Source organism: Pseudomonas sp. LAIL14HWK12:I10 (assembly GCF_900184205.1).
GTDB classification, from domain to species: Bacteria; Pseudomonadota; Gammaproteobacteria; order Pseudomonadales; family Pseudomonadaceae; genus Aquipseudomonas; species Aquipseudomonas kermanshahensis.
This window is the reverse complement of sequence record NZ_FXWU01000002.1, coordinates 131,380-156,799: the sequence shown is the minus strand read 5'-3', so window position 1 is coordinate 156,799 and position 25,420 is coordinate 131,380. Positions and strand designations below refer to the sequence as shown.

Genomic DNA, 25,420 nt, shown 5'->3' with positions numbered 1-25,420 from the left:
AGAGCAGTGGGCAACCTGTGGGAGCGGGCTTGCCCCGCGAAGAGGCCCGCACAGGCGCTACATGACTCAGCGCCAGCTTTCCTTCACCACCCGGCGCCGCCCGCCCATGATCACCCAGCCAAGCGCCAGCAACAGGCTCTCGACCACAAAGGCCAGCACAAACCCGGCACCAATGCCCCAGCCAACCGCCTCTGGCACCAGCAGAATCTGGTAGCTGTAGCCCTTGAGCGTTTCTTCACGCATTTGCGGGTCCGGCTGTACCAATACATGCCAGGTACGGCTCACCCACGACCCTTGTAACGCCTGCCATTCGTTTTCCAGCAGTTCGTTGCGGATCATCAGGCTTTCGATGCTGTTGGCATCACTGTTGAACACCGGGTCATCACTGCTGCGGTAATGCCGCAGCAGCGCCTGGAGGTCGCCATTGAAGAAGCGTTCGGCCGTCTGCTTGAAGCCATCCAGCGCCTGGCGTGATTCGAACAGGTGCGCCTCGACCCGCTGGGTGTAGTCATTTACCAGCCCCGGAACCTGGATACCGGCCAGCAGGCCGAAGGTGAACAGCAACAACCGCAGGTAACTTCTGAACATGCAGCGTCCTTAGCTCTGGCCTTGCGAAACGCACTCTCCGTGCCGCCACAGTGCCCACTCGCCCGGCGCGTAACGCGCCCAGGTCTCGTTCTCGGTCAGGGCCTCGGTGGCAATCACCGTGACCACGTCATTGGGGGTCGTTTCGGTGTGAAAATCGACGATCAGGTCGACATCTTTCAACCGTGCCGCACCAAAAGGTGCGCGCCGGGTAATGTGCACCAACTTGGTCGAGCAGAAGCAGAACAGCCAGTCGCCGTCACTGAGCATGCAGTTGAACACGCCCTTGCCACGGTAGCCGGCACAGGCTTCGACCAGCACTGGCAGCAGCTGTTCCACGGCTACCGGCTCTGGGAAGGCCGCGCGGATGCGGTTGAGCAGGTCGCAGAAGGCCGCTTCGCTGTCGGTATCGCCCACGGGCCGATAGAAGGTCGCTTCACCCTTGAAGTCGCCCAACTGGCCGTTGTGCGCGAAGCACCAGTTGCGGCCCCACATTTCGCGGACGAACGGGTGGGTGTTGGACAGGCACACCTTGCCGACGTTGGCCTGGCGGATGTGGCCAATGACCACTTCGCTTTTGATCGGGTAACGCTGCACCAGGTTGGCGACTTCCGACTCGCTGCTCGCGGCGGGGTCCTGGAACAGGCGCAGGCCACGCCCTTCATAGAAGCCGATGCCCCAGCCATCACGGTGCGGGCCGGTGCGGCCGCCGCGTTGCATCAGGCCGGTGAAGCTGAAAACGATGTCGGTGGGGACGTTGGCACTCATGCCCAGCAGTTCGCACATGCGCGTGTCTCCGATTACAGGCGAGGCTCGACCCGACCGCCGCCCGCAGGCGCGGCAGGGGGTGGATCATTGCGGTAACGGTCGCGGCGCTCGGCCGCCAGCGGGGCGTCGACCCGGACCTCGTCATCTTCGGCGGCCTGGCGCTTGGCCGCGGCTTCGGCTTGCTCGCGGCGCTCACGGGCACGTTTTTCCAGCGGCCAGCGCACCAGCACGAAGAGCAAGTACAGGCCAAAGGCGATCATGCCGTACATGGCAAAATCGGACACCGCGCGCCAGGCGTTATTGCCGACCTTGAAGGCCACGTCCAGGGCGGTAATGGCGATGGCCGGGGCAAAGCTGTCCTTGACCGGGTCGACGATGGTCGGGGTCAGCAGCAGTACCGCCAGGATCACCCGCAGCGGTTCGCGCAGCCAGCGCCACATCCAACCCGTGAGCTTGAAGCCCACCAACAGGCAGCCCAGGGCGGCAAGGGCGTACAGGCCCCAGGCGAGGGTATAGTCGTTCTCGGTCATGGTGTTCGTGCAAGCCAGGCAAAGAGTTGCCTATGATAAACACTTTTCAGGGCGCAGACAGCGCTTCCCTGTTCAGGCTTGCCCGCGAAGCGGCCTGAACAGGCACCGCAAGCCCTCAGCCAAGGACCCCCGATGCCCACCAAGCCCCAGCCCCCCATCGCCCGTGCAGACCAAGCCGCCGACCCATACGCCTGGCTGCAACAGCGCGACGCGCCCGAGGTGCTCGAATACCTGCAGGCCGAGAACAGCTACCAGGAGGCCTGCCTGGCCGACCAGGCACCCCTGCGCGAACAGCTGTTCGAGGAAATCAAAGGCCGCATCCTGGAAACCGACCTGTCGCTGCCCTCCCCTTGGGGCCCGTACCTGTACTACACCCGCACCACCGCCGGCGACGAATACCCGCGCCACTACCGCTGCCCGCGCCCGGCTGACGACTCCAACACGGTGGATGAAAGCCGCGAACAGCTGCTGCTCGACCCTAACGCACTGGCCAACGGCGGCTTCCTGTCACTGGGGGCGTTCAACGTCAGCCCCGACCATCGCCTGCTGGCCTACAGCCTCGACACCAGCGGCGACGAGATCTACACCCTGTACGTCAAGGACCTGGGCGACGGCATCATCACCACCCTGCCCTTCGAGGACTGCGACGGCAGCCTGACCTGGGCCAATGACAGCCAGACGCTGTTCTTCGCCGAACTGGATGACACCCACCGCCCTTGGCGCCTGCGTCGTCACACCCTGGGTAGCAGCAGAGCGCCAACCGTGTTCGAAGAGCCCGACGGCCGCTTCTTCCTGCATTGTTACCGCACCAGCTCCGAACGCCAGTTGGTGCTGCTGCTGAACAGCAAGACCACCAGCGAGGCCTGGGTACTTGATGCCGAAACGCCGCAGCTGCCGTTCACCTGCCTGGCGCCACGGGTCGAAGACCATGAGTACTTCCCCGACCACGGCCAGCTCGATGGCGAGTGGCGCTGGTTCATCCGCACCAACCAGGACGGCATCAACTTCGCCCTGTACCACGCCCCAGCCGATGACGTACCAACCCGTGATCGCTGGCAGTTGCTGGTAGCGCACAGCGACGAGGTAATGCTGGAAGGCCTAAGCCTCAACGCAGGGGCATTGACCCTGAGCCTGCGCGAAGGTGGCCTGCCGATCATCGAAGTACGCCCCCAGGGTCTGGCGGCTTACCGTGTCGAATTGCCGGATGCTGCCTACAGCCTTTACGTGCAGGACAGCCTTGAGTTCGTCAGCCCCCGCGTGCGCCTGCGCTACGAAGCGCTCAACCGCCCGGCCCAGGTGCGGCAGCTGGAGCTGGCCACCGGGGAGCAGGCGGTGCTCAAGCAAACCCCCGTGCTGGGTGCGTTCGATGCCGACGACTATGTCAGCCAGCGCCTGTGGGCCACCGCCCAGGACGGCACCCAGGTGCCGATCAGCCTGGTGCGCCGCCGCGAAGACCTGGGCAAGACCGTGCCGCTGTACCTGTATGGCTACGGCGCCTATGGCGAAAGCCTCGACCCGTGGTTCTCGCATGCCCGCCTGAGCCTGCTGCAGCGCGGCGTGGCCTTTGCCATTGCCCACGTGCGCGGTGGTGGCGAGTTGGGTGAGGCCTGGTACCGGGCCGGCAAGCAGGCGCACAAGCAGAACAGCTTCACTGACTTCATCGCCTGTGCCGAGCACCTGATCGCCGAAGGCGTGACCTCGCCCGAGCGCCTGGCCATCAGCGGCGGTAGTGCGGGCGGCTTGTTGATGGGCGCGGTGCTCAACCTGCGCCCCGAGTTGTTCCGCTGCGCGATTGCCGAAGTACCTTTCGTCGACGTGCTCAACACCATGCTCGACCCCGACCTGCCGCTGACCGTCACCGAGTACGACGAATGGGGCAACCCGCAAGAGCCCGAGGTGTATGAGCGCATCAAGGCCTATGCACCGTACGAGAACGTAACAGCCCAGGCCTACCCCGCCATGCTGGTGGTGGCCGGGTACAACGACAGCCGCGTGCAGTATTGGGAGGCTGCCAAGTGGGTCGCCCGCCTGCGCACGCTCAAGACCGATGACAACCTGCTGCTGCTCAAGACTGAAATGGGGGCTGGGCATGGCGGCATGAGTGGGCGGTACCAGGGACTCAAGGATGTGGCGCTGGAGTATGCGTTCGTGTTTGGCGAGTTGGGGGTGGTGTAGCGCAAAGGTGAGACCGCACAGTGTTTTATAGGTGCATGCCGTTGGGGATGCAGCGGCTTTGAAACCGAGCGCCGCGCGGGCGGCGCTCGATCTTCGCAACACTGCAAATGCCACGGCAAACCCTTCCCGCCCAAAACCGTCACTCTAATCCTCCTCCACCGGCAGCTTCACCGGCTCTGGCCGCAAGCCTGGCAACGGCTGGTCCTTCGGCGGCCCAGGCACCGGCATTGGCGGCAACAACGGTGCGCCAGGCTGGCTGTCATAAGCCTTCGGCGGCGTACTCGGGGTGATCTGCGGATACGGCGTAGGCGTGGGCGTGCCGGGGGCGCCGGGCACGGGTGTATTGAGCCGGGGTGGCGCGCTGGCGGCTTCGGCAATGGGCAGGCCAGCCAGGAGCAACGCGGTGAGGATCGCATGCAACATCAGCAACCTCCTGTCGGGAACCTTCCTACAGGCTACGCCTAAATGGAAGCTTTCGCCTGTCCGCCTGGCCTGCAAGCGCGCTAGACTCAGTGGCATAACCGTCATTTGCCTGATCAGAACAAAGGAAACACCATGAGTTCGGCCTCTACCTCCGCCGCCACCGCACGCCTCGACCGCATCCTTGCCGACGCCAAGCGCGACAAAGAGATGGGCTACCGCGACAAGGCCCTGAAAATGTACCCGCACGTGTGCGGCCGCTGCGCCCGCGAGTTTGCCGGCAAGCGCCTGAGCGAGCTGACCGTGCACCACCGTGACCACAACCACGACAACAACCCGCAGGACGGTTCGAACTGGGAGTTGCTGTGCCTGTACTGCCACGACAACGAACACTCGCGCTACACCGACCAGCAGTATTTCAGCGAAGGCTCGACCAGCACCCCGAGCATCGCCAAGGCTACCCATAACCCGTTTGCCGGGCTGGCTGGCCTGCTGAAAAAAGACTGACCATCGACACAGCCCCCGCTGCGGCCGGCGAGCCCGTATAATCGCGCTTTTTTTGCGAAGGGCCCCGGCACGTGGCAAACAAACGATACAGCTGCATCGGCCTGTTCAACCCCAAGTCGGCGGAAAACGTCGGCTCGGTGATGCGCGCAGCGGGTTGCTACGGCGTCAACTCGGTGTTCTACACCGGCAAACGGTATGAGCGCGCCCGCGACTTCGTCACCGACACCAAACGTGTGCACTACGACATCCCGCTGATCGGCATCGACGACCTGCAGCGCATCATTCCGCTGGGCTGCACGCCGGTGGCGGTAGAGCTGGTCGACGGCGCACGGCCGCTGCCCGAGTACACCCACCCGGATCGCGCCATCTACATTTTCGGGCCAGAAGACGGCAGCCTCGATGCGGATGTGCGGGGGTGGTGTGAAGAGACCATCTACATCCCGACCCAGGGCTGCATGAACCTGGCGGCGACAGTGAATGTGGTGCTGTATGACCGGATGGCCAAAGGGCTGAATACCCGGTCGGGGCCCAAGTTCAAGTAAAAAAACCGCCTCTGAGGGTGCCTGTACCGGCCTCTTCGCAGCACAAGGCTGCTCCAGGTCGGTAGAGGCATCACCAGAGGCGGCCAGGTGCTGAGCTCCGTCAGAACAGCACCGTCCTGCAGTCAGCTCACGAAGCGTTGATCCAGATGGTCTTCAACTCCGTGTACTGATCGTGCGCCCAGATGGACTTGTCGCGCCCACCAAAGCCGGACTCTTTGTAGCCGCCGAACGGCGTCGAAGCATCGCCTTCGCCGAAGCAGTTGACCGTGACCACACCCGCGCGGATTTCCCGCGACAGGCGCAGGGCATTGCGCAGGCTGCCGGTGTAGGCCGAAGCCGCCAGGCCGTAGAGGGTGTCGTTGGCCAGCTCGATCGCTTGGTCAATGGTTTCGAAGCTGGTCACGCTCAGCACCGGCCCGAAGATTTCCTCGACGAACAACCGATTGTCAGGCGTCACCCCGTCAACGATGGTCGGTTGCACGAACACGCCCTGCTCGGTCTCACCGCCCTGCACCACGTTGAGCTTCTGCTCGGCGGCATATTCCAAGTAAGACTTCACCTTCTCGAAGTGCGCTTTGCTGACCATCGCCCCCAAGCGGTTTTCCGGGTCCAGCGGGTCGCCCAGCTTCCAGTCCTTCAAGTGCTTGCCGATCAGCGTCAGCAGCTCGTCCTTGACGTCCTTGTGCACGATCAGGCGCGAGGACGCCGAGCAGTTTTCGCCCATGTTCCAGAACGCACCGGCGGTGACGAACTGGGCCACTTCGTCCAGGTCTTCGCAGTCATTCATGACCACGGCCGGGTTCTTGCCACCCAGCTCCAGCACGATGCGCTTGAGGTTCGACTCGGCGGCGTATTTCAGGAACAGGCGGCCGGTGTCGGTGGAGCCGGTGAAGCTGACCATCGGGATGTCCATGTGGCGGCCGATGGCTTCGCCCACTTCACGGCCACCGCCTGGCACTAGGTTGAACACACCCGCCGGTACGCCGGCCTGATGCGCCAGCTCGGCCACGCGCAGGGCGCTGAGGGTGGTTTCCTTGGCTGGCTTGACCACGATCGAGCAACCGGCCGCCAGCGACGCGGCAATCTTCCAGGCCAGCATCAGCAACGGGAAGTTCCACGGCAGCACCAGGCCGACCACACCGATGGCTTCACGCACCACCATGGTCACGGCCGCATTGCCGGTGGGGGCGGTGTTGTCGTAGATCTTGTCGATCAGCTCGGCGTGCCAGCGAAGGGTGTGGATGGTTTCCGGCACGTCGACGTTCTGGCATTCGCTGACCGGCTTGCCGCTGTCCAGTGCTTCCAAAACCGCCAGTTCGTGGCTGTTGTCTTCCAGCAGCTGGGCGAACTTCAGCAAGATGTGCTTGCGCTCAGCGGGTTGCAGTTTCGACCACGAGCCGTCTTCGAAGACACGCTTGGCCGCCGCCACGGCAACGTCGACATCCTGCACGTCGCAGGCGGCGACTTCGGCCAGCTGTTTGCCAGTGGCCGGGTTGGTGGTGACGAAGGTACGGCCCGAGACGGCATCGCGGAACTCACCGTCGATGAATGCCTGGGTACGCAGTTGCAGGTCGGCGGCGATGGCCGCGTACTGTTCCTTGCTCAGCAATTCAGCCATGGTCAGGCACCTCCGGTGATCTGGGCGATGTTGCGCTTGAGTTCAGTGACCACGCGCTCGAGTGCCTGCTTCTCGGCGGCATCCAGGTCGTACAGCGGCTTGCGCACGCCACCGGTGCTCAGGCCGTTCAGCGCGCAGCCGTACTTGATCGACTGGACGAACTTGCCACCTTCGAGGAAGTCCATCAGCGGCATCATGGCGGCCATGATGCGGCGGCCTTTGGCGAAGTCCTTCTCGATCACGCAGGCCTCGAACAGGGCCACGTGCTCACGCGGGATGAAGTTGGAACCGGCGCAAACCCAGCTCTGCGCGCCCCAGGCGAAGAACTCCAGGGCCTGGTCGTCCCAGCCGCACGACAGCTGGATGTTCGGGCGCTGGATGGCCAGGCGGTGCAACTGGGCCATGTCGCCCGAGCTCTCCTTGATGGCGACGATGTTTTTCACATCGGCGACCGCATCGAAGAATTCCTCGCCCATGCCCACACTCATGCGGCCTGGGTAGTTGTAGAGCATGATCGGCAGGCCGGCAGCAGCGTCGACCGCTTTGACGTGCAGGGCGATTTCCTGTTGGGTCGGCAGCGCGTACGGCGGCGTGCCCACCAACAGCGCGTCGGCCTTGATTTCCTTGGCGTGCTTGGCGAAGGCCACGGAGTCTTCGGTGCGGATCGCGCCGGTGCCGATGATCAGCGGCAGGCGGCCATTGAGCACATCCTTGGCCTGGGCGGCCAGTTCGATGCGCTCTTGCGCGGTGTGGGCGTAGTACTCGCCGGTGGAGCCACCGATGATCACGCCGTGGATTTTCGATTCGACCAGGTAGTCGAGTACTTCGGCGAACGCCGCCTTGTCGATCGAGCCGTCCGCAGCCAGCGGAGTGATTGCCGGGGTGTAGATGCCTTCGAATTTCACGGTAGGTTCTCCAGTGCGTCGTTCAGGGGTGTAGAAGCCACAGCGGTTCTACGCTGCGGCGGCTTTTCGAATAGCTCAGCTCAGCGATGCCGCTTGCTGCAGGTTCAATGAACGGGTTTCCGGGGCCAGGGCGACAGAGACGGCCAGGCCGACAAACGTGACGGCGGCGGCGGCATACATGGTTGCGCCGATGCCATAGTTGTCGAGGGCGATGGGTACCAGCCAGGTACCGACAGCAGCACCGACCCGCGACATGGAGGTGCCCACGCCCACGGCGCCGGCACGGATTTCGGTGGGGAACAGCTCGTTGGGATAGACCAGTTGCAATACCTGGGCACCGCCGATGAACAGTGCGTAAGCACCGAACAGCACCAGGATCAGCAGCTCGCTGCCATGGCTGAATGCCGCCAGGCCCAGCAGCGCCAGCCCCGACCAGAAGAAGCTGTGCAGCAGCGTGGTGCGCCGACCGAGGGTGTTGAGCAGGCGGGTGCCGATGATGCAACCGACCACGAACAGGAAAGTGATGGCGACCGAACCGATCGATGCCCAGTCACCCTTGAGGTTGAGCGCGCCCAGCACTTTCGGGGCGAAGGCGTACACGGCGAACACCGGGATCACCGAACAGGTCCAGAACAGGGTGACGAACAGCATGCGCTTGCCATACCCGGCGTGCAGCAGGCTGAGAAACGACAGCTTGCGGGCCTTGGGTTCTTCCGGCAGGTTGCGCAGCGAGAAGCCATTGCCATAGACCCGCTTGATCACCTGTTCGGCCTCGGCCGAGCGGCCCTTGCTGATCAGCCAGCGTGGCGATTCCGGGGTGCCCAGGCGAATGGCGAACAGCAGCGCGCCAATGACCGCCGCACTGGCCAATACCAGGCGCCAGGCATCATCGCCACCGTGGCGCAGGATCGCCTCACCGACCATGTAGGCGGTCGCGGCACCGGCGAACCACAGCACCGTCAGGGTGGCCAGGCGCGGGCCGCGGTTCTTCTTGGGCAGGAATTCCACCAGCAGCGAGGTGGCCACCGGGTACTCGATGCCCACCGCGATGCCGATGGCAAAACGCAACAGGAACAAGGCCAGCGCCGACTCCACCCAGAACTGCGCAAGCGACGACAGAATGAACAGGGTCGGGCCGACGAAAAACACACGCTTGCGGCCAAAGCGGTCGGTCAGCCAACCGCCGAAAAAGCCGCCGAAGAAAATGCCGATCAGCGCCGAGGCGGCGATCATGCCCTGCCAGAAGCTGGTCAGGCTCAGGCCCGCGGACATTTGCACCATTGCCACGCCGATGATGCTCAACACATACCCATCGACGAAAGAGCCCCCGCCGGAGCGCAGGGTCAAAAACTGGTGAAAACGGTTGATCGGTACATCTTCAATCGAAATATTCGGACTTGTCATTGTTGTTCCTACCACTTCTTCTGCATGCACGTTTTCAAGGCGAGCGCGTCCGCGAAACTGAAAACAGCCTTCAGCCCCGGGTCATCGGACATGACATCTCGATCATCAATTTCGGGCAAAGCGCGCCCGTGCCGGGCAAAGCCGCCCGACGTCAAATATTCAATGGCCTAACTTACAAAACGATCAGCTTTCTTTGCCCGCGCGCAGTTGCCCCCAGATCAAGTTGGCGTTCAAGCCCAGGGATACCAAGGGCTGCGGTGGATTCGCGCAAGGCCCGGGGGCATTGAGCAAAAACTCGATAAGTTCGTGTTTGTCACCGGCCAGCCAGTCGGCCAGCAACTTCCCGGTGACCGTGCCGCGGGTAACACCCAGGCCGTTACAACACAGTGCGCCGACCACATTGGGCGCCAACTGGCCAAAGAACCCCATGTGATTACGCGACAACGCCAGGGCGCCGCCCCAGGTGTATTCAAAGTTCACGTCGGGCAACATCGGGAAGCGCCGGGCAAAGGATTCGCGGTGGCGTTGAACGAAACGGTCCAGGTACTTGCGGTTGCTGCGCCCGTCCGGGTTGAAGCTGAAGCTGTTGCGCACCAGCAGGCGGTTGTCGACGGTGCGCCGCAGGGTGGTGCCGAATGGGTCGGCGGGGATCACGCCCCAGTAGGGTTTGCCACCCAGGCGGGCTTGCTCGTCTCCGGTCAGCGGGCGGGTGATGCTGCCATAGGTGAACACGGGCAACATGCGGCCCTTGAGGAAGCCGAAGCTCATGCCAAAGGCATTGGTGGTGAGCACCAGCTTGTCAGCAGTGATCGAGCCCTTGGCGTGGCGCAGTACCACTTTGTCGCCGTACTCGACGTCAGTAATCGGCGTGTGCTCGTACAGCGAAACGTTACTCGGCAAGCTGTCGGCCAGGCCTTTGACCAGCGCCGAAGGCTGCAGCAACGCGGTACCCGGCGTGAACAAACCCTTGCGGTAGAAGTGCGTGCCGATGTGTTCGGGCAGGTCGCGACCTTCGATCACTTCATAGGGCTGGCCGAGTTTGTCCAGGCCTCGACGGTAGGCATCGAGCACGGCAATGCCACGATCCTCGACAGCGGCCTGGTATTTGCCACAGTGCCGAAACTGGCATTCGATGCCATGGCGCTCGATCAGCTCCTTGAGGTACGACTGCCCACCCAGGTTGAGTTTGAGCACGGTCTTGGCGGTATCGATATCGCCGATGTAGTCCTCGGCGCCGATGTCATGGGGCAGGTCGATGGCAAAACCGGCGTTGCGCCCGGAGGTGCCAAAACCGACTTCCTGGGCCTCGACCAGCACAACCTCGTCATGCGGAAAGTTCGTTGCCAACTGGCGAGCAGCGGCCAGCCCGGTGAAGCCGGCACCAACCACCACCCAGCGCGCCTGGCTATGGCCACTGTGGGCCGGCCGTGGCGTGCGGGGTGTGCTCAGGTGATACCAACCACAGGTGGCATCATCGGCAGGTAACGAGCTTATTCTTGTCATGTCACTAACCTGGATCTTGTTGTTGACGAGCGATCAGCGCCAGTGGCGACGACCTGGAAACCTCATATCTGAATCGGTACATCCAGCCCTTGCGGTGCGGCGTATTCAGCCATGCGCCGGCGCGACAGCTCGAAGTGCTCACGCACCAGTTGCCCGGCGCGCGCGGGGTCGCGGCGTTCGATGGCATCGATCATCTGGTCATGCTGGTCGCAGGCGGTTTCAAGGTCCTGTTGCATGTCATCAGTGGTCGGGTGGCGATAAAAAATCTTGCCCAGGCGGGCATGGTCGATAAGCAGGCGGCGCAGGCTCGGCATCAGGTAGTCGTTGTGCGCCATCCTGCCGATTTCCAGGTGGAAGGCGTCGTTGTAGACCACCCGGTTTTCCACATCACGCGCTTCGATGGCCTGGCGGAACTGCGCCTGGATAGCCTTGAGCGCCTCGATTTCCGCTTCGCTGGCGTAGGTGGCGGCCAACTGGGTGGTGGCGATATAGATGAGCGGCGCGGCGACGAAAAAGCTGTGCAGCGAATCGTGGTTCATCGCGGCAACCCGTGGCGCGCGGTTGGCCTCGAGCTCGATATAGCCTTCGGCGGCAATCTGGCGCAGCAGCTCACGCACCGGTGGGCGCGACAGGCCGAACTCGTCACACAGGGCCAACTCGTCCACCACAGCGCCGGGGGCCAGTTCCATGCTGAGGATCCGGCGGCGCAGCGCATCGGCGAGGACGGCCTTGCGGTCCTGCGGCGCTTCTTCGCTGATGGCTTGAACGGTGGCTTTCATGGCGGCCTTCTTTGTTGTCATAGCGCTGTGTCTACTATTTGTATAACGACTATAGGGTACTGTTAGACAATGTGTCTACAGCATTTTAGATGAGCGGTTGAATCTCTGGACCGCCCGTATTTAAAGGGCTTCGCGGTTTTAAAGGGTGAGATTAAACACCTAGCCGGTTGCATTGCCAAACCGGACAGATAACTGCCCAGACAAGACATTTTTCAGGTGCTGGCGCTGAATGGCAATGTGCAGGCCGTGCGCCTGGCAACCATTCGGCACAGCGAATGAACGGCTGCGAGCCCCCTGCGGTCAGCTGCTTACACTTCATACGGAGGGCTTGCCATGCTCGATATCCATTCCGCTGCGGCGTCGCCGGAGCACAATGTCCAGGGCCTGGAAAGGGTCGGTTCGCTGGCCGGCGGGGCGCTGATGTTCAGCAAGGGGCTGCGCCATGGCGGCCTGGTCGGGCTGCTGCAGATGGTGGTGGGCGGTATGGCCGTGGCGCGCGGGGTCAGCGGGCATTGCTCGACCAAGGCCTGGTGGCAGCGGCATCGACAGGAATACAACCGGTTGCGCGCGGACATCGAAGACAGTGCAGCGCAGTTGCAGGCGTTGAAGGCGAGTGCCAAGGCAGCTACCCGCGGGGTGACGGTGACAGGGAAGGACCCGTTGACTGGCCTTTGATTTTGTTTTTGCCTGTGCCGGCCTCTTCGCGGGCAAGCCCGCTCCCACAGGGTCTTCAGTAATCCTGAGGGCAGTGTGGCCTGTGGAAGCCACTGGGTCTTCACAGGTCCTGTGGGCCGCTCAAGGACCTGTGGGAGCGGGCTTGCCCGCGAAGAGGCCGGCACAGGTGACACAAATCGCTAGCGCAACACCTTGCTCTTCAACACCTCAGACCGCCGCCCCAGCACACGCTCGCTGATCTGCACGAACTCCTCGGTGCTTACACTCGGCAAGCGCATCAGCGCCCGCGCCACGTCATCCAACGAACGCTTGGCCTGGGTGTGGATGCGGATCTCCTTGTCGAGGGCCTGCAGCAACAGCACCCCTCGGGCAACCTGCGCCGGGTTGGCCTGCTCTCCCTTGAGCTGGGTAACCTTGGCAGCCTGCTTGCTCAAGCGCGCCTGCCAGGCCTCGTAGCGGTCATCGCTGACCCCGCCTGCCCGGCGCAACAACTCACTGGCGTAGTAATCAGTCAGGCTCTCGATCAGCCAGTCACTGCCTTCACGGCCATGAATCTGCGCAAACAGTTGCACCAATTCGCGCAACAACGGGCTGCTGCCATTTTCGCTGATCATCGGCCGGGCACTGTGCATGTACAGCGACCCCTGCGCCGCCATCGCACCGCGCCACATGCCATCCCGGGCGCCGACCAACAGCAGTTTGGGTGGGTTACGCGGGAACACGGCCTGCAATTGCGGCCAGACGAACGTCAGCAGGGTCAGGCTGTCCATGCGCCGCATGCCCTGCCCGACTGGCGCGGCAACGGTGACTTCAGTCTCGCCCAGGCGAGCCCGGCGGCTGCCCAGGTCACCCGCCAGCATCCAGCCCGTGGGGCGGTCGAACAGGCGCGAGACGTTGTCGATGCGGAACTTGTCCTTGCCGATGCGCGGCCAGGAGGTTTCGATGCTTTTCCAGCCTTCTGGCAGGTCGAACCACAGGCGTGCCACCAATTCGGTACCGTCCTGCTGATCGAGGCGCGCGGGCGGTACCAGTTGGTCGCCGAGGAACAAGGCCCAATGGGGCGTGATACGCGACGAATAAGCGCCACTGCGCAGCTTCTGGTCCAGTTGCACGCGGTAGCTGAGGCTGGTCTTGCCAGGCGCCGGGTGCCACACACCACGCTCGCCCTTGTCTGCGACTTGCCATTGGCCGTCAGCCTGGAAGCCACTGTAAGTACCGGCCTTGCCCAGCTCGAAGTCGAGGCTGCGCACGCTGCTGCCTTCGGCCAGGGTCAGGCGCACTTCGGCCTGGCCATTGGCTGGCAACAGGCGCACGTGATAATCCAGGTCGACTTTCTTCGCCCAGGCCGGCGAACAGGCCATCAGGCTCAGCAACAACAGCTGGCAACGCATACAGAAACTCCTTGTTTCCCAGAGGCGACGGGGCGCGCCGGTCAGCTGGCGCGAAAAATCAGGTGGTCTTCCCAGTCGTCTTCATCGACATCATGCTCACTGAGCATACGCCCTGACTGGGAAATACGCTGTTCATGGACCTGCTGGCGATCGCCGCAGATCAAGTGGTGCCAGTCAGGCAGGTCCTTGCCTTCGCTGACCAGGCGGTAACCGCAGGTGCTTGGCAGCCACTTGAACTGGTCGGCCTTGCCGGGGGTCAGCTGGATGCAGTCGGGCACGTGGGCGAAGCGGTTGGGGTAGTCGCTGCACTGGCAGGTGTCGAGGTCCAGCAGTTTGCAGGCAATGCGCGTGTAATAGATGCTGTTGTCGTCCTCGTCCTCGAGCTTTTGCAGGCAGCACAAACCGCAGCCGTCACAGAGCGATTCCCACTCTTGCGGGCTGAGTTGTTCGAGGGTTTTGCGCCGCCAGAACGGCGCGCTGTCAGCGATCATCACACGGGTTTCCTGCATTCATCATCAGTGCGCGGCGCGCGGCGGCGCCAGTCTAGAGCCTGGCCTTCGGCAAAGCCAGACCGCTTGTCAGTCATGACGGGACGCAGTAGCGTGCGGTTTTCCCATCCGCTTGCAGGAACAGCCATGAGCGCCACCCCCCGTATTGCCGATTACGCCATCAACGAGCAGTTCATCAACCGCTGGTCGCCACGGGCCTTCACCGCCGAGCCGATCAGTGAGGAGACCCTGCTGAGCTTTCTGGAAGCCGCGCGCTGGGCGCCTTCGGCGTACAACTCGCAGCCTTGGCGCTTCCTCTATGCCCGTCGCGACACTGCGAACTGGGAGCGTTACCTGAGCCTGCTGGTGCCGTTCAACCGCAGCTGGGCGCAACAGGCGTCGGCGCTGGTGCTGATCATTTCCAAAACCACCTTCGCAGCGCCTGGCGCCGCTGAAGAAAGCCCTGCCCTGTGGCACACCTTCGACACCGGCTCCGCCTGGGGGCACTTGGCCCTGCAGGCCAGCATCAGCGGCTGGCACACTCACGGCATGGCTGGCTTTGACAAGGAGCTGGCACGTAGCGAACTGAAGGTGCCGGAAGGCTACGAGCTGCATGCCATGGTGGCGATCGGCAAGCTAGGCGACAAGGCGACCTTGGCTGAGGCGCTGCAGGCGCGTGAAGTGCCGAGCTCGCGCCGGCCGCTGAGCGAGCTGGCGGCTGAGGGGGATTTTAGCCTCTAAGCATTTTTGTGGGCTGTACCGGCCTCTTCGCGGGGCAAGCCCGCTCCCACAGGTATTGCGCCATCCCTGTGGGAGCGGGCTTGCCCCGCGAAGAGGCCGGTACAGGCCACTAGCAATCAGTAACCCCGGGCGAAATCCACTTCCCCGCGCAACCCCTGCCCTGCCTCATACGCCCGCACATTCTCGACAAACAACTGCACCATCGCCGCCGGCGAGGTGGGCGCCGAGCTGTGCCCGGTCAGCAGCAACCCCCAGGCGGTCCAGAACGGGTGACGCTGGGGCAGTGGCTCCTGGCGGCATACATCGATCACCGCGCCCGCCAGATGCCCCTGCTTCAGTGCTTCCACCAGGTCGCCATCGACCACCGCCACTCCACGCCCGGCATTGATGAACAAGGCACTGGGCTTGAAGCGCTGAAACAGCGCAGCATCGTACAGGTCATGGGTGGCAGGCGTGTCCGGCAGCAGGTTGATCACGTAGTCGACCTGCTCGACCATGCGCGGCAGGTCCGCCAGGGCCGCCACTTCGACGAATGGCAGCTGCTCGCGGGCGCTGCTCGCGACCCCGTACAAGGTCACGCCGAACGGCAGCAGAAACTCCGCCACACGTTGGCCGATATCACCGGTGCCGACGATCAGCACCTTGCGCCCCTCAAGGGTGCGCCCTGGGCGGTCGTCCCAGCGCCGCTCGACCTGGCTCACCAGGCGCGACAGCACCTCGCGTTCATGGCCGAGCAGGTAGGTGAGCATGTACTCCGCCATGACCTGGCCAAAAATGCCAACTGCGCGCGTCAGGCGATAGTCCCGTGGCAAACCCTCGGCCAGCAACGGGGTGATGCCGGCCCAGGTCGACTGCATCCAGGCCGGCTTGTGGCCCTGGCGCAGCAGGCTCGCCAGCAAGTCGGGCTGGCCCAGCCACACCGGGCACTGCGGTGCCTGTAGCGCCAGCTCGGCAGAATCGCTGCTGGTCAGGATTTGCAGGTCAGGGGCCGCTTCGCCCAGCAGCTGGGTGTACTTGGCATGATCCTGTTCGGCGATCAGAACGCGCATCGTGAAAACAACCTTGGCAGACAACGAAAGCGGCCCGACAGGCGGGCCACTTGGCGAATGAGAGGAACCGGGCCTGGGTCAGACCGGGTCGTTACGGCGCAGCAGCTCTTCGGGCAGGTGCTCGATGTACTCATCCTCGGCCGGCGGCATCTGCAGGTGATAGCCCTGGTTGTCGAGGTTTTCCAGCACCTTGGTGATGTCCTCGCGCGCCAGCTTGCGCTCGGGGCTCAGCACCAGGTCGAAAGCATGCACGGGGGTGCCGAAGAACGGCAGCAAGGCCTCGGGCACGCGCTCCAGGCCTTCGGCCTTGAGCACATACAGGTACATTTCGTTCTTGCGGGGGCTCTTGTAGATCGAGCAAATACGTTTCATCGGGTCTCTCCGGCGCCTGCCAGGTTGTCCAGCAGGGCCTGGCCCATGCGCTCGCGACGCCAGCCGCGCAGCGAATCGGGCAGTTGATAGGGGCCATTGGGGTAGCCGCTCTTGAGCAGCGCTTCCAGGGTTTTCTTGCGCAGCATCAGCTCGGGGGCAATGCCTAAGCGCTCGCCTTCGGCCTGGCCGATGGCGCGCAGCTGCTTGAGGATGCCGGCCGCTTCGATCGGCAATGGCTCAGGCAAAACCTGCGGCCACTGATCGGCGGGCAGGCTGGCAGCACGCTTGATCAGCTGGACGAGAAACTCCCCGTCCTGGCGGATGGTGCGCGGGTGCATCTCGTCGATCTTGGCCAAGGCCGACAAGTTAGAGGGCTGGGACTTGGCCATCGGCCACAGCGAGTGCTCTTTGAGGATGCGGTTGCGCGGCACGTCGCGGTTGCGCGCTTCGCGCTCACGCCAGGCGCACAGCTCGCGCAACACGGCCAGCTGCTGGGGCGCCAGCTTCCAGGCCAGCTTGACGTCGCGGTACAGGCTCTCGGGCTCGACTTCCCGGCGCAGCTGGGCCACCAGCTCGGCGCCGTCTTCCAGCACCCAGGCGTACTTGTCATCGGACAGGCGCGGGCGCAGCGCGATGAACAGCTCGGCCAGGTGCACGGCATCTTCGGCGGCGTAGCTGACCTGGGTGTCGGACAGCGGGCGTTGCAGCCAGTCAGACCGGGTTTCGCCCTTGGGCAGCTCGAGCCCCAGCACGTCCTGGACCAGGCGCGAGTAACCCATGGAGAAACCCAGGTTCAGGTAACCGGCGGCCAACTGCGTGTCGAACAGTGGCTGTGGCAGCTTGCCGGTCAGGCGCAGCAGCACTTCGAGGTCTTCGCTGCAGGCGTGCAGCACCTTGACCACGCCGCTGTCTTCGAGCAGCTCGGCCAGGGGTTGCCAATCCTTGATCAGCAGTGGGTCGATCAGAAAGGCACGTTGACCGTCGCCAATCTGGATCAGCCCCGCCTTGGGGTAGAACGTGTCTACCCGCATGAATTCGGTGTCGAGCGCTACGAAGGGCAGTTGGCGCCACTTTCGGCAGAGGTCGGCCAGGGTCTGGTCGTCACGGATCCAGTGAATTTCGATGGCCACGAGGCTCTCCCACTAACATTGGCGCGCAGTATATACGGCGCGGGCACTGCGGGTGAAACCTGCGCCATCCCTGGAATAGATAAACGGTGGTGTAAAAGCCATGCGCGTCAGCGCTTGGCTGCCAGCCACGGCCTGCAGCTGGCGAACATGTCCAACGATTGCTGGTAGACCTCGGTGCGCACCTGCAACAGGCCGAGCATCGAGTGGAACAGGTTGTCCTGGGACAGCGGCGCGTCGCTGAGCTTGGCCAGGCAGTCGGTGTCCAGACCAAAGTCCTCTTTGTAGCTGTCGGAGAACCAGGTCAGCAGTGGCACGTGCTTCTGCTGCTCCGGGGCGATGGGGTAAGGGGTGCCGTGCAGGAACAGGTTGTACTCACCCAGCGACTCACCGTGGTCGGAGAGGTAGATCATCGCTGTGTCAACCTTGTCCTGTTTGCTGCGCAACGTGTCGATCAGCGACGCCAGCACCTTGTCGGTGTAGGCCAGGGTGTTGTCGTAGCCGTTGATGATTTCCTGCTCGCTGCACTGGTTCAGTGCATTGCTCTGGCACACCGGGGCGAAGCGCTCGCTGGCGTTGGGGTAGCGCTTGAAGTACTCGGGGCCGTGGCTGCCCATCTGGTGCAGCACCAGCACGGTGTCCTTGTCGAGGTTGTCGATCAGCTCGCCCAGGCCCTGCAACAGGATCTCGTCATGGCATTCGCCGTTGGCGCACAGCGCCGGGTCGGTGAGGTTGCTGACATCGATGAACTGCACCCGATCACAGGTGCCCTTGCAGCCCGATTGGTTGTCACGCCACTGCACGGCCAGGCCGGCCCGCTGCAGGATATCCAGCAGCCCTTCACGGTTTTTTGCCACGCGCGCATCGTAGTCTTTGCGCGGCATGCCCGAGAACATGCAGGGCACCGACACGGCGGTTTCAGTCCCGCACGAATGCACATCGGAGAAGGCCAGCAGGCCCTGCTCCTTGGCCAGGTTAGGGGTGGTGTCGCGGTCATAACCGAGCACGCCGAAATGGTCGGCCCGCGCACTTTCGCCGACGACCAGCACCGTCAACGACTTGCGCTCATGGTGCTGCCAGGCGGCATCACGTTTCGCATCCGTGCCATAACTCTGGAAGGGCCTGGCCGCTGTACCGACGCGTTCGCTGACATAACCAATGGAGGCACCCACGATATTGCTCGGGGTGAGCATCAGGCGCAGTTCGTGGTGATTGCGAAACAGTGACGACAAGCCCTGGTAGTTGACCAACGCCACCGACCCGAGGGCGACCACACAGGCGCCGCTGACCACCAGCTTGCCCAACAGCTCACGGTGCCAGGCGCGGTAGGCGATCGGTGTTTTCCACAGCACGACCGAGGGCAATACGCCCAGCAACAGTATATAAGCGGCAAACTTGAACGACATCAGGTCGCGCACTTCCGCAACATTGGTCTCTGCCATGTTACGGAACATGCCAGCATCAATAAGCACCCCGTACTGATTCATGAAGTAAGCAACACCCGCGCCACTCATGAACAGCACAATAAGCACCGGCTTCAATACATACCGGAAGGCAAACAAGGTCAAAATCAGGTTGAATGCGAACAGCATCAGCACGGCAAACGCCAGGCTCAGCCAAAGCCCCGCCAACCCTGGCGGAACCACTTGCTCCAGGTGCTGCCAGAGAAAGAAATTGAAGCCGATCAGCAGGTACAGGCTGGCCAGCAGCGTGACCCATTCAGTCCGCAGGGATTTAAAGTTGAGCATCAGTGTTCGCAATCAAGAGTGATTATCAGCCCACGGGCCTGTGCGGCACCGCGAAAAGTTGGCTGAACTCTAGAAAGGCCACCATCAATTTTTCGTGAAAAAGACGCCAACAAAACCGTGAGATGGCGTTTTTCCAACATTAAATGAAGTTTATTCAGCCGCCATTCAGCCTGGCAGGCCAAGTTTGCTGCGCGGTTGCGAGAAGGCTGCGCCGGCCTCCCCCCGCCCCCCACCTGCGCAAAGGCGACTATCCTCAAAGGTCAGGACCGTTCGCCAACCCCCACGAGAGGTGAAGAAATGCCCGTTCCGCATGATCTGCTCGCTGACCTGAACATCACTGCCGAGGATTTCCAGACGCGCATCGACAAAGACCATGACCTGCACAAACTGCACAAGGAGTACAACGCCAAAGACAAGGAAGTGCTGGCCGCTGAAGGTAACGCCAGCACCGATGACACCGTCACCCGACTGCGCAAGGAGCGGCTGCTGATCAAGGACAAGATCGAACGGATCATTCATCCGCCGAAATCTTGAGGGGTTTCTGCTGAATCAACCGGCCCTATCGCCAGCAAGCCGGCGATAGGGCCAGCCGCATTTATACGCTAGCCGACGCCTTCAACGCCGTATCCAGATCATCGATCAGGTCCCGATAGTCCTCGATCCCCACCGACAGCCGCAGCAAGTTCTCACTGATGCCCATCACGCCCTTCTGCTCCGGGCTCAGGGAGTTGTGCGACATGCTCCAGGAGTGGTTGATCATGCTCTCCACGCCGCCCAGCGAATCGGCAAGTACGAAGATCTGCAGCGCCTCGACCAGGCGATTGAGCGCCGCCCGGTCGCCACCCTTGACCTTCATGGCCACCACAGCCCCGCCCGCACGCATCTGGCGCTTGCACAGCGCATGCTGGGGATGGCTTTCAAGCCCCGGGTAAAACACCTGCTCGATCTGCGAATGGCTTTCGAGAAAACGCGCCACCTCCAGGGCATTGGCGCACTGGCGCTCCATGCGTACATCCAAGGTTTTCAGGCCACGCAGGGCCAGGTAGCAGTCGAACGGCCCCTGAATCGCCCCGACGGCCATGCTGATCTTGCGCAGCCGCGCCAGCAGCGCGTCATTGGCGGCCACCACCACACCGCCGGTGAGGTCGGAATGGCCGCCGATGTACTTGCTTGCCGAGTGCATCACCAGGTCCACGCCCAGGGTGATCGGGCGCTGATTCCAGGGCGAGCAGAAGGTGTTGTCGATGCAGGTGAGGATACCGCGCGACCGCGCCAGGTCGCAGACCGCCTTGATGTCGACCAGGTGCAGCAAGGGGTTGGTCGGGGACTCGATCCAGATCAGCTGGGTTTCCGGGCGAATCGCCGCGGCCACAGCCTGCACGTCGTTGAGGTCGACGTAAGTGGTGGTCAGCCCTGATGTGTGGCTGCGATAGTCCTCCAGAATACGGAAGGTGCCGCCGTATACGCCGTTCATCACCACCACGTGGGCATCCTTGGGCAACAACTCCAGCACCGTCGCCGTGGCGTTCACGCCGGAGGCGCAAGCCACCGCGCCGACACCTTCTTCCAGCGCCGCGACACAGCTCTCGTAAGCATGCCGGGTCGGGTTGCCGACGCGGCTGTAGGCATACTCGGGGTTGTCGTCCAGGCTGCGCTTGATGTACGAACTGGCGGTATAAATGGGCGGGAAGATCGCGTTGTCGGCAACGCTATGCTGCTCGCCGGCGTGGATGGTACGGGTGGCGAAATTACGCGGCTTGTCGGACATGATCCGGTCCATTGACTGAGGTAAGCCTGCAACTATCGCACAACCATTGCCGGCGGCAAGGACGTGCAACGGGGGTCACGCATTTTTCCGGTTTTGCAGTAATCTGGAGAAAATCATTCTCTGGCCAGCCTGTAATCGATATGGACAATTTCGACCAACACATCCTCACCTTGCTGCAGCGCGACGCGTCCATTTCCCTCAAAGACCTGGCCGAGGCGGTAAACCTGTCCACCACGCCCTGCTGGAAGCGGGTCAAACGCCTGGAAGAAGAGGGTTACATCCTTGGCCGCGTCGCCCTGCTCGACCCCACACGCCTGGGGCTGGGCCTGACCGTGTTCGTCCAGCTCAAGACCCAGCGCCACGACAGCGCCTGGCTGGAGCAGTTTGCCGCGACCGTGACCGGTTTCGAGGAGGTGATGGAGTTTTACCGCATGTCGGGGGATTGGGATTACATGCTGCGGGTGGTGGTGGGTGACATTGCCGCCTATGACCGGTTCTACAAAAAGCTGATCACCCGCACCGACGGGCTTTCCAACATTACGTCGAGTTTTGCCATGGAGCAGATGAAGTACACCACCGCTTACCCGGTGCACCGGCCCTGACCGGTGCTGGCCCGCGAAGAGGCCGGATCAGGCAAACCTTTATTCAGCCGCCTGCACCGCCTCGATCCGGTTCCCCGCCTTGGCTTTCTCTACCCTGATCGCGATGAACTTCGAGGTCGGCGTATACGTCCCCTCACCATAACTCTCCAGCGGCACCAGCGGGTTGGTCTCCGGGTAATACGCCGCGGCCTGCCCCTGCGGCACGTCATACGCCACCAGGCGGAACCCGGACACCCGCCGCTCGCGCCCGTCCTCCCACAGCGACACTAAGTCCACGTGCTCGCCAGGCTCGAACCCCAGGCGACGGATGTCAGCCTCATTGACGAACACCACCTCACGCAGGCCAAACACCCCACGGTAGCGGTCATCCAGGCCATACAGGGTGGTGTTGTACTGGTCGTGCGAACGTAACGTCTGCAGGATCAGGTCCGGTTTGTCGCCACGGGCCAGCACCTGGGCATTGACCAGTTGCTCCGGCAACTGGCTGGCACTGAAACGCGCCTTGCCGGTGGCGGTACGCCACGTGCGATCCGCCGCGTTGTTGCCCAGGTGGAAGCCACCCGGGTGCTGCAAGCGCTCGTTGAAGTCGGTAAAGCCGGGGATCACATCGGCGATCATGCTGCGGATGCGGCTGTAGTCGGCAATGGCGTACTCCCAATCGATCGGCTGCTTGCCCAAGGTCGCCTGGGCCATGCCGGCCACGATGGCCGGCTCCGAACGCAAGTGTGGCGAGCGCGGGCGCAATTGGCCGTGGGAGATATGCACCATGCTGAAGGTGTCCTCCACGGTCACGCCCTGCGGCCCGTCGGCCTGCAGGTCGATCTCGGTTCGCCCCAGGCACGGCAGGATGAGCGCATCGCGGCCGGTGACCAAGTGCGAACGGTTGAGCTTGGTGGAAATCTGCACGGTCAATGCGCAGTTGCGCAGGGCCGCGTGGGTCCGAGGGGTGTCTGGGGTAGCCTGGGCGAAGTTGCCGCCCAGGGCGATGAAGACCTTGGCCTGCCCTTCTTCCATGGCCTTGATCGCCAGCACCGCGTTATGCCCGTGGGCACGGGGCACACGGAACTGGAAGCGTTTTTCCAGGGCATCGAGCAGCCCGGCCTTGGGCTTCTCATCGATGCCCATGGTGCGGTCACCCTGCACGTTGCTGTGGCCACGCACCGGCGACAGGCCAGCACCGGGTTTGCCAACGTTGCCCCGCAGCAGTTGCAGGTTGACGATTTCCTGCACCGTGGGCACCGAGTGGCGGTGCTGGGTGACGCCCATGGCCCAGCACATGATGACCCGCTCGGCCTTGCGGTACATGCGCGCTGCCAGCTCGATCTCGGCCTGGGTCAGGCCCGACTGCTCGACGATATGCGCCCAGGAGGTGGCATCCACCGCCGCCAGGTAGGCGTCGACGCCGCTGGTGTGTTCGGCGATGAAGGCATGGTCGAACACCGCCGGTTCACCCTTGGCCTGGGCCTCGCGTTCCCATTGCAGCAAATACTTGGCGATGCCACGCATGGCCGCCATGTCGCCGCCCAGGGCCGGGCGGAAGTACGCGGTGTTGGTCGGTTCGGAGCCGTTGCTGAGCATTTCGAACGGGTGTTGCGGGTGCTGGAAGCGCTCCAGACCACGCTCCTTCAGCGGGTTGAAGCACACCACCTGGGCCCCACGCTTGACCGCCTCGCGCAGCGGTTCGAGCATGCGCGGGTGGTTGGTACCGGGGTTCTGGCCGATGACGAAGATGGCGTCGGCCAGTTCCAGGTCATGGAACACCACGGTGCCCTTGCCCACGCCGAGGGTTTCCGACATGCCCACACCGCTGGCCTCGTGGCACATGTTCGAGCAATCGGGGAAGTTGTTGGTGCCGTAGGCGCGGACGAACAGCTGGTACAAAAACGCCGCTTCGTTGCTGGCCCGCCCCGAGGTGTAGAACTCGGCCTGGTTGGGCGAATCGAGCGCCTGCAGGTGTTTGGCAACCAGGGCGAAGGCCTCTTCCCAGGAGGTTTCGACGTAGTGATCGGTGGCCGCGTCGTAGCGCATCGGGTGGGTCAGGCGGCCTTGGAATTCGAGCCAGTAATCGGTCTGTTCGGCCAACGCACTGACGCTGTACTTGGCGAAGAATGCAGGGTCTACCGAGCGACCGGTGGCTTCCCAGTTGACCGCCTTGGCGCCGTTCTCGCAGAACTTGACCATGTCGTTTTCCGGCGATTCGCCCCAGGCGCAGCCGGGGCAGTCGAAGCCGCCGTTCTGGTTGGTCTTGAGCATGGCCCGCAGGTTCTTGAAGGCGTTTTCGCTGCCCAGCCAGCTTTTGGTCACGCTCTTGAGCGCCCCCCAGCCGGCGGCGGCGCCTTTGTAGTCCCTGATATGTTCGTCCTGGCTCATGCGGTGAATCCTCACGCTCGGTGTTTTTTCCAGACTATTGAGCGTGGGGCACAAGCGTCCAATCGAAAGATCTTACGGGCTGATAAGCCGTTTCGATCACGGATCCAAATCGCGTCCTGTAGGAGCAGCCTTGTGCTGCGAAGAGGCCGGTTTGGCTAGCCGAGAAGCTGTGGCTGCAATGGCCTCTTCGCAGCACAAGGCTGCACCTACAGGGGGAATCTCCCATGCATGCCGGGGCCTGAAGCCGTGATAGAGCAGATTGATCAACCAGTCGGGGAAAGCAATTTGACGGGGGTGCGGCCAGGTTATAGCTTGGAGCTGAGTCCATCCCATTCGAGCGCAATCGTGGAACAGAACAGCCGGGCCCTGATCGACGGCTTCAACCGGAAAATCGACTACCTGCGGATGTCGGTCACCGACCGCTGCGACTTCCGGTGCGTGTACTGCATGGCTGAAGACATGCAGTTCCTGCCGCGCCAGCAGATCCTCAGCCTCGAAGAACTGTTCCAGGTGGCCGAGCGCTTCGTCGCATTGGGCACCCGCAAAATCCGCCTGACCGGTGGCGAGCCGCTGGTGCGCCAGGGCATCGTCGAGTTGTGCGGGCGCATCGCCGCCCTGCCCGGCCTGCGCGAACTGTGCATGACCAGCAACGGCTCGCAACTCGGGCGCCTGGCCCAGCCGCTGTTCGACGCCGGCGTCTCGCGCCTGAACATCAGCCTCGACAGCCTGGACCCTGGGCGCTTCAAGCAACTGACCCGCACCGGCGACCTCAACCAGGTGATCGCCGGCATCGACGCCTCGCGCCAGGCAGGCTTTCGCAAGACCAAGCTCAACTGCGTAGTGCTCAAGGGCCGCAACGATGACGAACTGGTCGACCTGGTGCGCTTTGCCATCGACCGCGAGCTGGACATCACCTTCATCGAAGAAATGCCCCTGGGTAACATCAGCGAACACCAGCGTGGTGAGTCGTTCTACTCCAGTGACGAGGTGCGCGACCGGCTGGCCGAGCAGTTCACCCTGATCGAGTCCACCGAATCGTCCCAAGGCCCGGCACGCTACTGGCGCCTGGCCGAAGCGGCGCACACCCGGGTCGGCTTCATCTCGCCGCACAGCCATAACTTCTGCGCCACCTGCAACCGCGTGCGCCTGACCGTCGAAGGCCGCCTGCTGCTGTGCCTGGGCAACGAGCATTCGGTCGACCTCAAGCAGGTCCTGCGTGCCCACCCAGGCAACGCCGAGCGCCTGGAAAACGCCATCCGCGACTCCTTGCACCTCAAGCCTTACCGCCATCATTTCGAGGTGGGGGGTGACGTGCAGATCCTGCGTTTCATGAACATGACCGGCGGCTGAACA

25 protein-coding genes are annotated in these 25,420 nt (G+C 63.1%); 8 read left to right on the top strand and 17 right to left on the bottom strand.

Annotated features, from left to right (window positions below):
• Nucleotides 1-66: 66 nt before the first annotated feature.
• Genes QOS90_RS04760 through QOS90_RS04750 form a run of 3 tightly spaced genes read right to left on the bottom strand, consistent with a single transcriptional unit; the run spans nucleotide 67 to nucleotide 1,883 of the window.
• Complete coding sequence (locus QOS90_RS04760) at nucleotides 67-588, bottom strand: DUF2937 family protein (protein WP_027594600.1); 522 nt, start codon at nucleotides 586-588, stop codon at nucleotides 67-69.
• Between the two features lie 9 nt (nucleotides 589-597).
• Nucleotides 598-1,371 carry a class II glutamine amidotransferase gene (locus QOS90_RS04755; protein ID WP_027594601.1) on the bottom strand — a complete coding sequence of 258 codons (774 nt, stop codon included), beginning with the start codon at nucleotides 1,369-1,371 and terminating at the stop codon, nucleotides 598-600.
• 14 nt (nucleotides 1,372-1,385) lie between these two features.
• The gene (locus QOS90_RS04750; protein ID WP_027594602.1) at nucleotides 1,386-1,883 is read right to left on the bottom strand and encodes a hypothetical protein; all 498 of its coding nucleotides are present in this window, start codon (nucleotides 1,881-1,883) and stop codon (nucleotides 1,386-1,388) included.
• Between the two features lie 132 nt (nucleotides 1,884-2,015).
• Between QOS90_RS04750 and QOS90_RS04745 the strand changes: the two genes are divergently transcribed.
• On the top strand, nucleotides 2,016-4,058 hold the full coding sequence (locus QOS90_RS04745; protein ID WP_085272441.1) for a S9 family peptidase: 2,043 nt from the start codon (nucleotides 2,016-2,018) through the stop codon (nucleotides 4,056-4,058).
• Nucleotides 4,059-4,202: 144 nt separating this feature from the next.
• Here the strand turns inward: QOS90_RS04745 and QOS90_RS04740 are convergent, their stop codons facing one another.
• A complete protein-coding gene (locus QOS90_RS04740) occupies nucleotides 4,203-4,481 on the bottom strand; it encodes a hypothetical protein (RefSeq protein ID WP_085272440.1) in 279 nt (92 codons plus the stop codon).
• 132 nt (nucleotides 4,482-4,613) lie between these two features.
• Between QOS90_RS04740 and QOS90_RS04735 the strand changes: the two genes are divergently transcribed.
• Together QOS90_RS04735 and QOS90_RS04730 are read left to right on the top strand one after the other, a co-directional pair.
• The gene (locus tag QOS90_RS04735) at nucleotides 4,614-4,985 is read left to right on the top strand and encodes a YajD family HNH nuclease (protein WP_027594605.1); all 372 of its coding nucleotides are present in this window, start codon (nucleotides 4,614-4,616) and stop codon (nucleotides 4,983-4,985) included.
• A 71-nt stretch (nucleotides 4,986-5,056) separates the two neighbouring features.
• The gene (locus tag QOS90_RS04730; protein ID WP_027594606.1) at nucleotides 5,057-5,527 is read left to right on the top strand and encodes an RNA methyltransferase; all 471 of its coding nucleotides are present in this window, start codon (nucleotides 5,057-5,059) and stop codon (nucleotides 5,525-5,527) included.
• Between the two features lie 127 nt (nucleotides 5,528-5,654).
• Here QOS90_RS04730 and QOS90_RS04725 read toward each other — a convergent pair whose 3' ends face one another.
• The 5 genes from QOS90_RS04725 to QOS90_RS04705 form a co-directional block, all read right to left on the bottom strand.
• Entirely contained in the window at nucleotides 5,655-7,145 is a 1,491-nt protein-coding gene (locus QOS90_RS04725; RefSeq protein WP_085272439.1) for an aldehyde dehydrogenase, read from the bottom strand.
• A 2-nt stretch (nucleotides 7,146-7,147) separates the two neighbouring features.
• Complete coding sequence (locus QOS90_RS04720) at nucleotides 7,148-8,050, bottom strand: dihydrodipicolinate synthase family protein (RefSeq protein WP_027594608.1); 903 nt, start codon at nucleotides 8,048-8,050, stop codon at nucleotides 7,148-7,150.
• Between the two features lie 75 nt (nucleotides 8,051-8,125).
• Nucleotides 8,126-9,454, bottom strand: a complete 1,329-nt coding sequence (locus QOS90_RS04715; RefSeq protein WP_027594609.1) for an MFS transporter — start codon at nucleotides 9,452-9,454, stop codon at nucleotides 8,126-8,128.
• 183 nt (nucleotides 9,455-9,637) lie between these two features.
• The gene (locus QOS90_RS04710; protein ID WP_085272438.1) at nucleotides 9,638-10,957 is read right to left on the bottom strand and encodes an NAD(P)/FAD-dependent oxidoreductase; all 1,320 of its coding nucleotides are present in this window, start codon (nucleotides 10,955-10,957) and stop codon (nucleotides 9,638-9,640) included.
• A 62-nt stretch (nucleotides 10,958-11,019) separates the two neighbouring features.
• Nucleotides 11,020-11,736, bottom strand: coding sequence for a GntR family transcriptional regulator (locus QOS90_RS04705; protein WP_027594611.1), 717 nt, complete (start codon nucleotides 11,734-11,736; stop codon nucleotides 11,020-11,022).
• A 333-nt stretch (nucleotides 11,737-12,069) separates the two neighbouring features.
• Between QOS90_RS04705 and QOS90_RS04700 the strand changes: the two genes are divergently transcribed.
• The gene (locus QOS90_RS04700) at nucleotides 12,070-12,411 is read left to right on the top strand and encodes a YgaP-like transmembrane domain (RefSeq protein WP_027594612.1); all 342 of its coding nucleotides are present in this window, start codon (nucleotides 12,070-12,072) and stop codon (nucleotides 12,409-12,411) included.
• A gap of 179 nt (nucleotides 12,412-12,590) precedes the next feature.
• Here QOS90_RS04700 and QOS90_RS04695 read toward each other — a convergent pair whose 3' ends face one another.
• A complete protein-coding gene (locus tag QOS90_RS04695) occupies nucleotides 12,591-13,802 on the bottom strand; it encodes a hypothetical protein (protein WP_085272437.1) in 1,212 nt (403 codons plus the stop codon).
• A 41-nt stretch (nucleotides 13,803-13,843) separates the two neighbouring features.
• Nucleotides 13,844-14,293 (bottom strand): YcgN family cysteine cluster protein, encoded by a 450-nt coding sequence (locus QOS90_RS04690; RefSeq protein ID WP_027594614.1) that lies wholly within the window; start codon nucleotides 14,291-14,293, stop codon nucleotides 13,844-13,846.
• A gap of 144 nt (nucleotides 14,294-14,437) precedes the next feature.
• On the opposite strand from QOS90_RS04690, the gene QOS90_RS04685 reads away from it, so the two are divergent.
• A complete protein-coding gene (locus QOS90_RS04685) occupies nucleotides 14,438-15,031 on the top strand; it encodes a nitroreductase family protein (protein ID WP_027594615.1) in 594 nt (197 codons plus the stop codon).
• A gap of 116 nt (nucleotides 15,032-15,147) precedes the next feature.
• Here QOS90_RS04685 and QOS90_RS04680 read toward each other — a convergent pair whose 3' ends face one another.
• The 4 genes from QOS90_RS04680 to QOS90_RS04665 all read right to left on the bottom strand — a co-directional run bounded on the left by QOS90_RS04680 (nucleotide 15,148) and on the right by QOS90_RS04665 (nucleotide 19,327).
• On the bottom strand, nucleotides 15,148-16,080 hold the full coding sequence (locus QOS90_RS04680) for a D-2-hydroxyacid dehydrogenase (RefSeq protein ID WP_085272436.1): 933 nt from the start codon (nucleotides 16,078-16,080) through the stop codon (nucleotides 15,148-15,150).
• 78 nt (nucleotides 16,081-16,158) lie between these two features.
• A complete protein-coding gene (locus QOS90_RS04675) occupies nucleotides 16,159-16,452 on the bottom strand; it encodes a YcgL domain-containing protein (protein WP_027594617.1) in 294 nt (97 codons plus the stop codon).
• Nucleotides 16,449-17,582 carry a ribonuclease D gene (rnd, locus tag QOS90_RS04670; protein ID WP_027594618.1) on the bottom strand — a complete coding sequence of 378 codons (1,134 nt, stop codon included), beginning with the start codon at nucleotides 17,580-17,582 and terminating at the stop codon, nucleotides 16,449-16,451. The genes QOS90_RS04675 and rnd overlap by 4 nt, the downstream gene beginning before the upstream one ends.
• Before the next feature lie 107 nt (nucleotides 17,583-17,689).
• A complete protein-coding gene (locus QOS90_RS04665; RefSeq protein WP_085272435.1) occupies nucleotides 17,690-19,327 on the bottom strand; it encodes a phosphoethanolamine transferase in 1,638 nt (545 codons plus the stop codon).
• Nucleotides 19,328-19,624: 297 nt separating this feature from the next.
• On the opposite strand from QOS90_RS04665, the gene QOS90_RS04660 reads away from it, so the two are divergent.
• A complete protein-coding gene (locus QOS90_RS04660; RefSeq protein WP_027594620.1) occupies nucleotides 19,625-19,861 on the top strand; it encodes an HP1242/YdcH family protein in 237 nt (78 codons plus the stop codon).
• A 61-nt stretch (nucleotides 19,862-19,922) separates the two neighbouring features.
• On the opposite strand, the gene QOS90_RS04655 is transcribed toward QOS90_RS04660, so the two are convergent.
• Nucleotides 19,923-21,107 (bottom strand): trans-sulfuration enzyme family protein, encoded by a 1,185-nt coding sequence (locus QOS90_RS04655; RefSeq protein WP_085272434.1) that lies wholly within the window; start codon nucleotides 21,105-21,107, stop codon nucleotides 19,923-19,925.
• 128 nt (nucleotides 21,108-21,235) lie between these two features.
• Between QOS90_RS04655 and QOS90_RS04650 the strand changes: the two genes are divergently transcribed.
• Nucleotides 21,236-21,697 (top strand): Lrp/AsnC family transcriptional regulator, encoded by a 462-nt coding sequence (locus QOS90_RS04650; RefSeq protein WP_027594622.1) that lies wholly within the window; start codon nucleotides 21,236-21,238, stop codon nucleotides 21,695-21,697.
• 39 nt (nucleotides 21,698-21,736) lie between these two features.
• On the opposite strand, the gene QOS90_RS04645 is transcribed toward QOS90_RS04650, so the two are convergent.
• On the bottom strand, nucleotides 21,737-24,067 hold the full coding sequence (locus QOS90_RS04645) for an FdhF/YdeP family oxidoreductase (protein ID WP_085272433.1): 2,331 nt from the start codon (nucleotides 24,065-24,067) through the stop codon (nucleotides 21,737-21,739).
• A gap of 345 nt (nucleotides 24,068-24,412) precedes the next feature.
• Between QOS90_RS04645 and moaA the strand changes: the two genes are divergently transcribed.
• Nucleotides 24,413-25,417 (top strand): GTP 3',8-cyclase MoaA, encoded by a 1,005-nt coding sequence (gene moaA / locus QOS90_RS04640; RefSeq protein WP_027594624.1) that lies wholly within the window; start codon nucleotides 24,413-24,415, stop codon nucleotides 25,415-25,417.
• Nucleotides 25,418-25,420 lie beyond the last annotated feature (3 nt).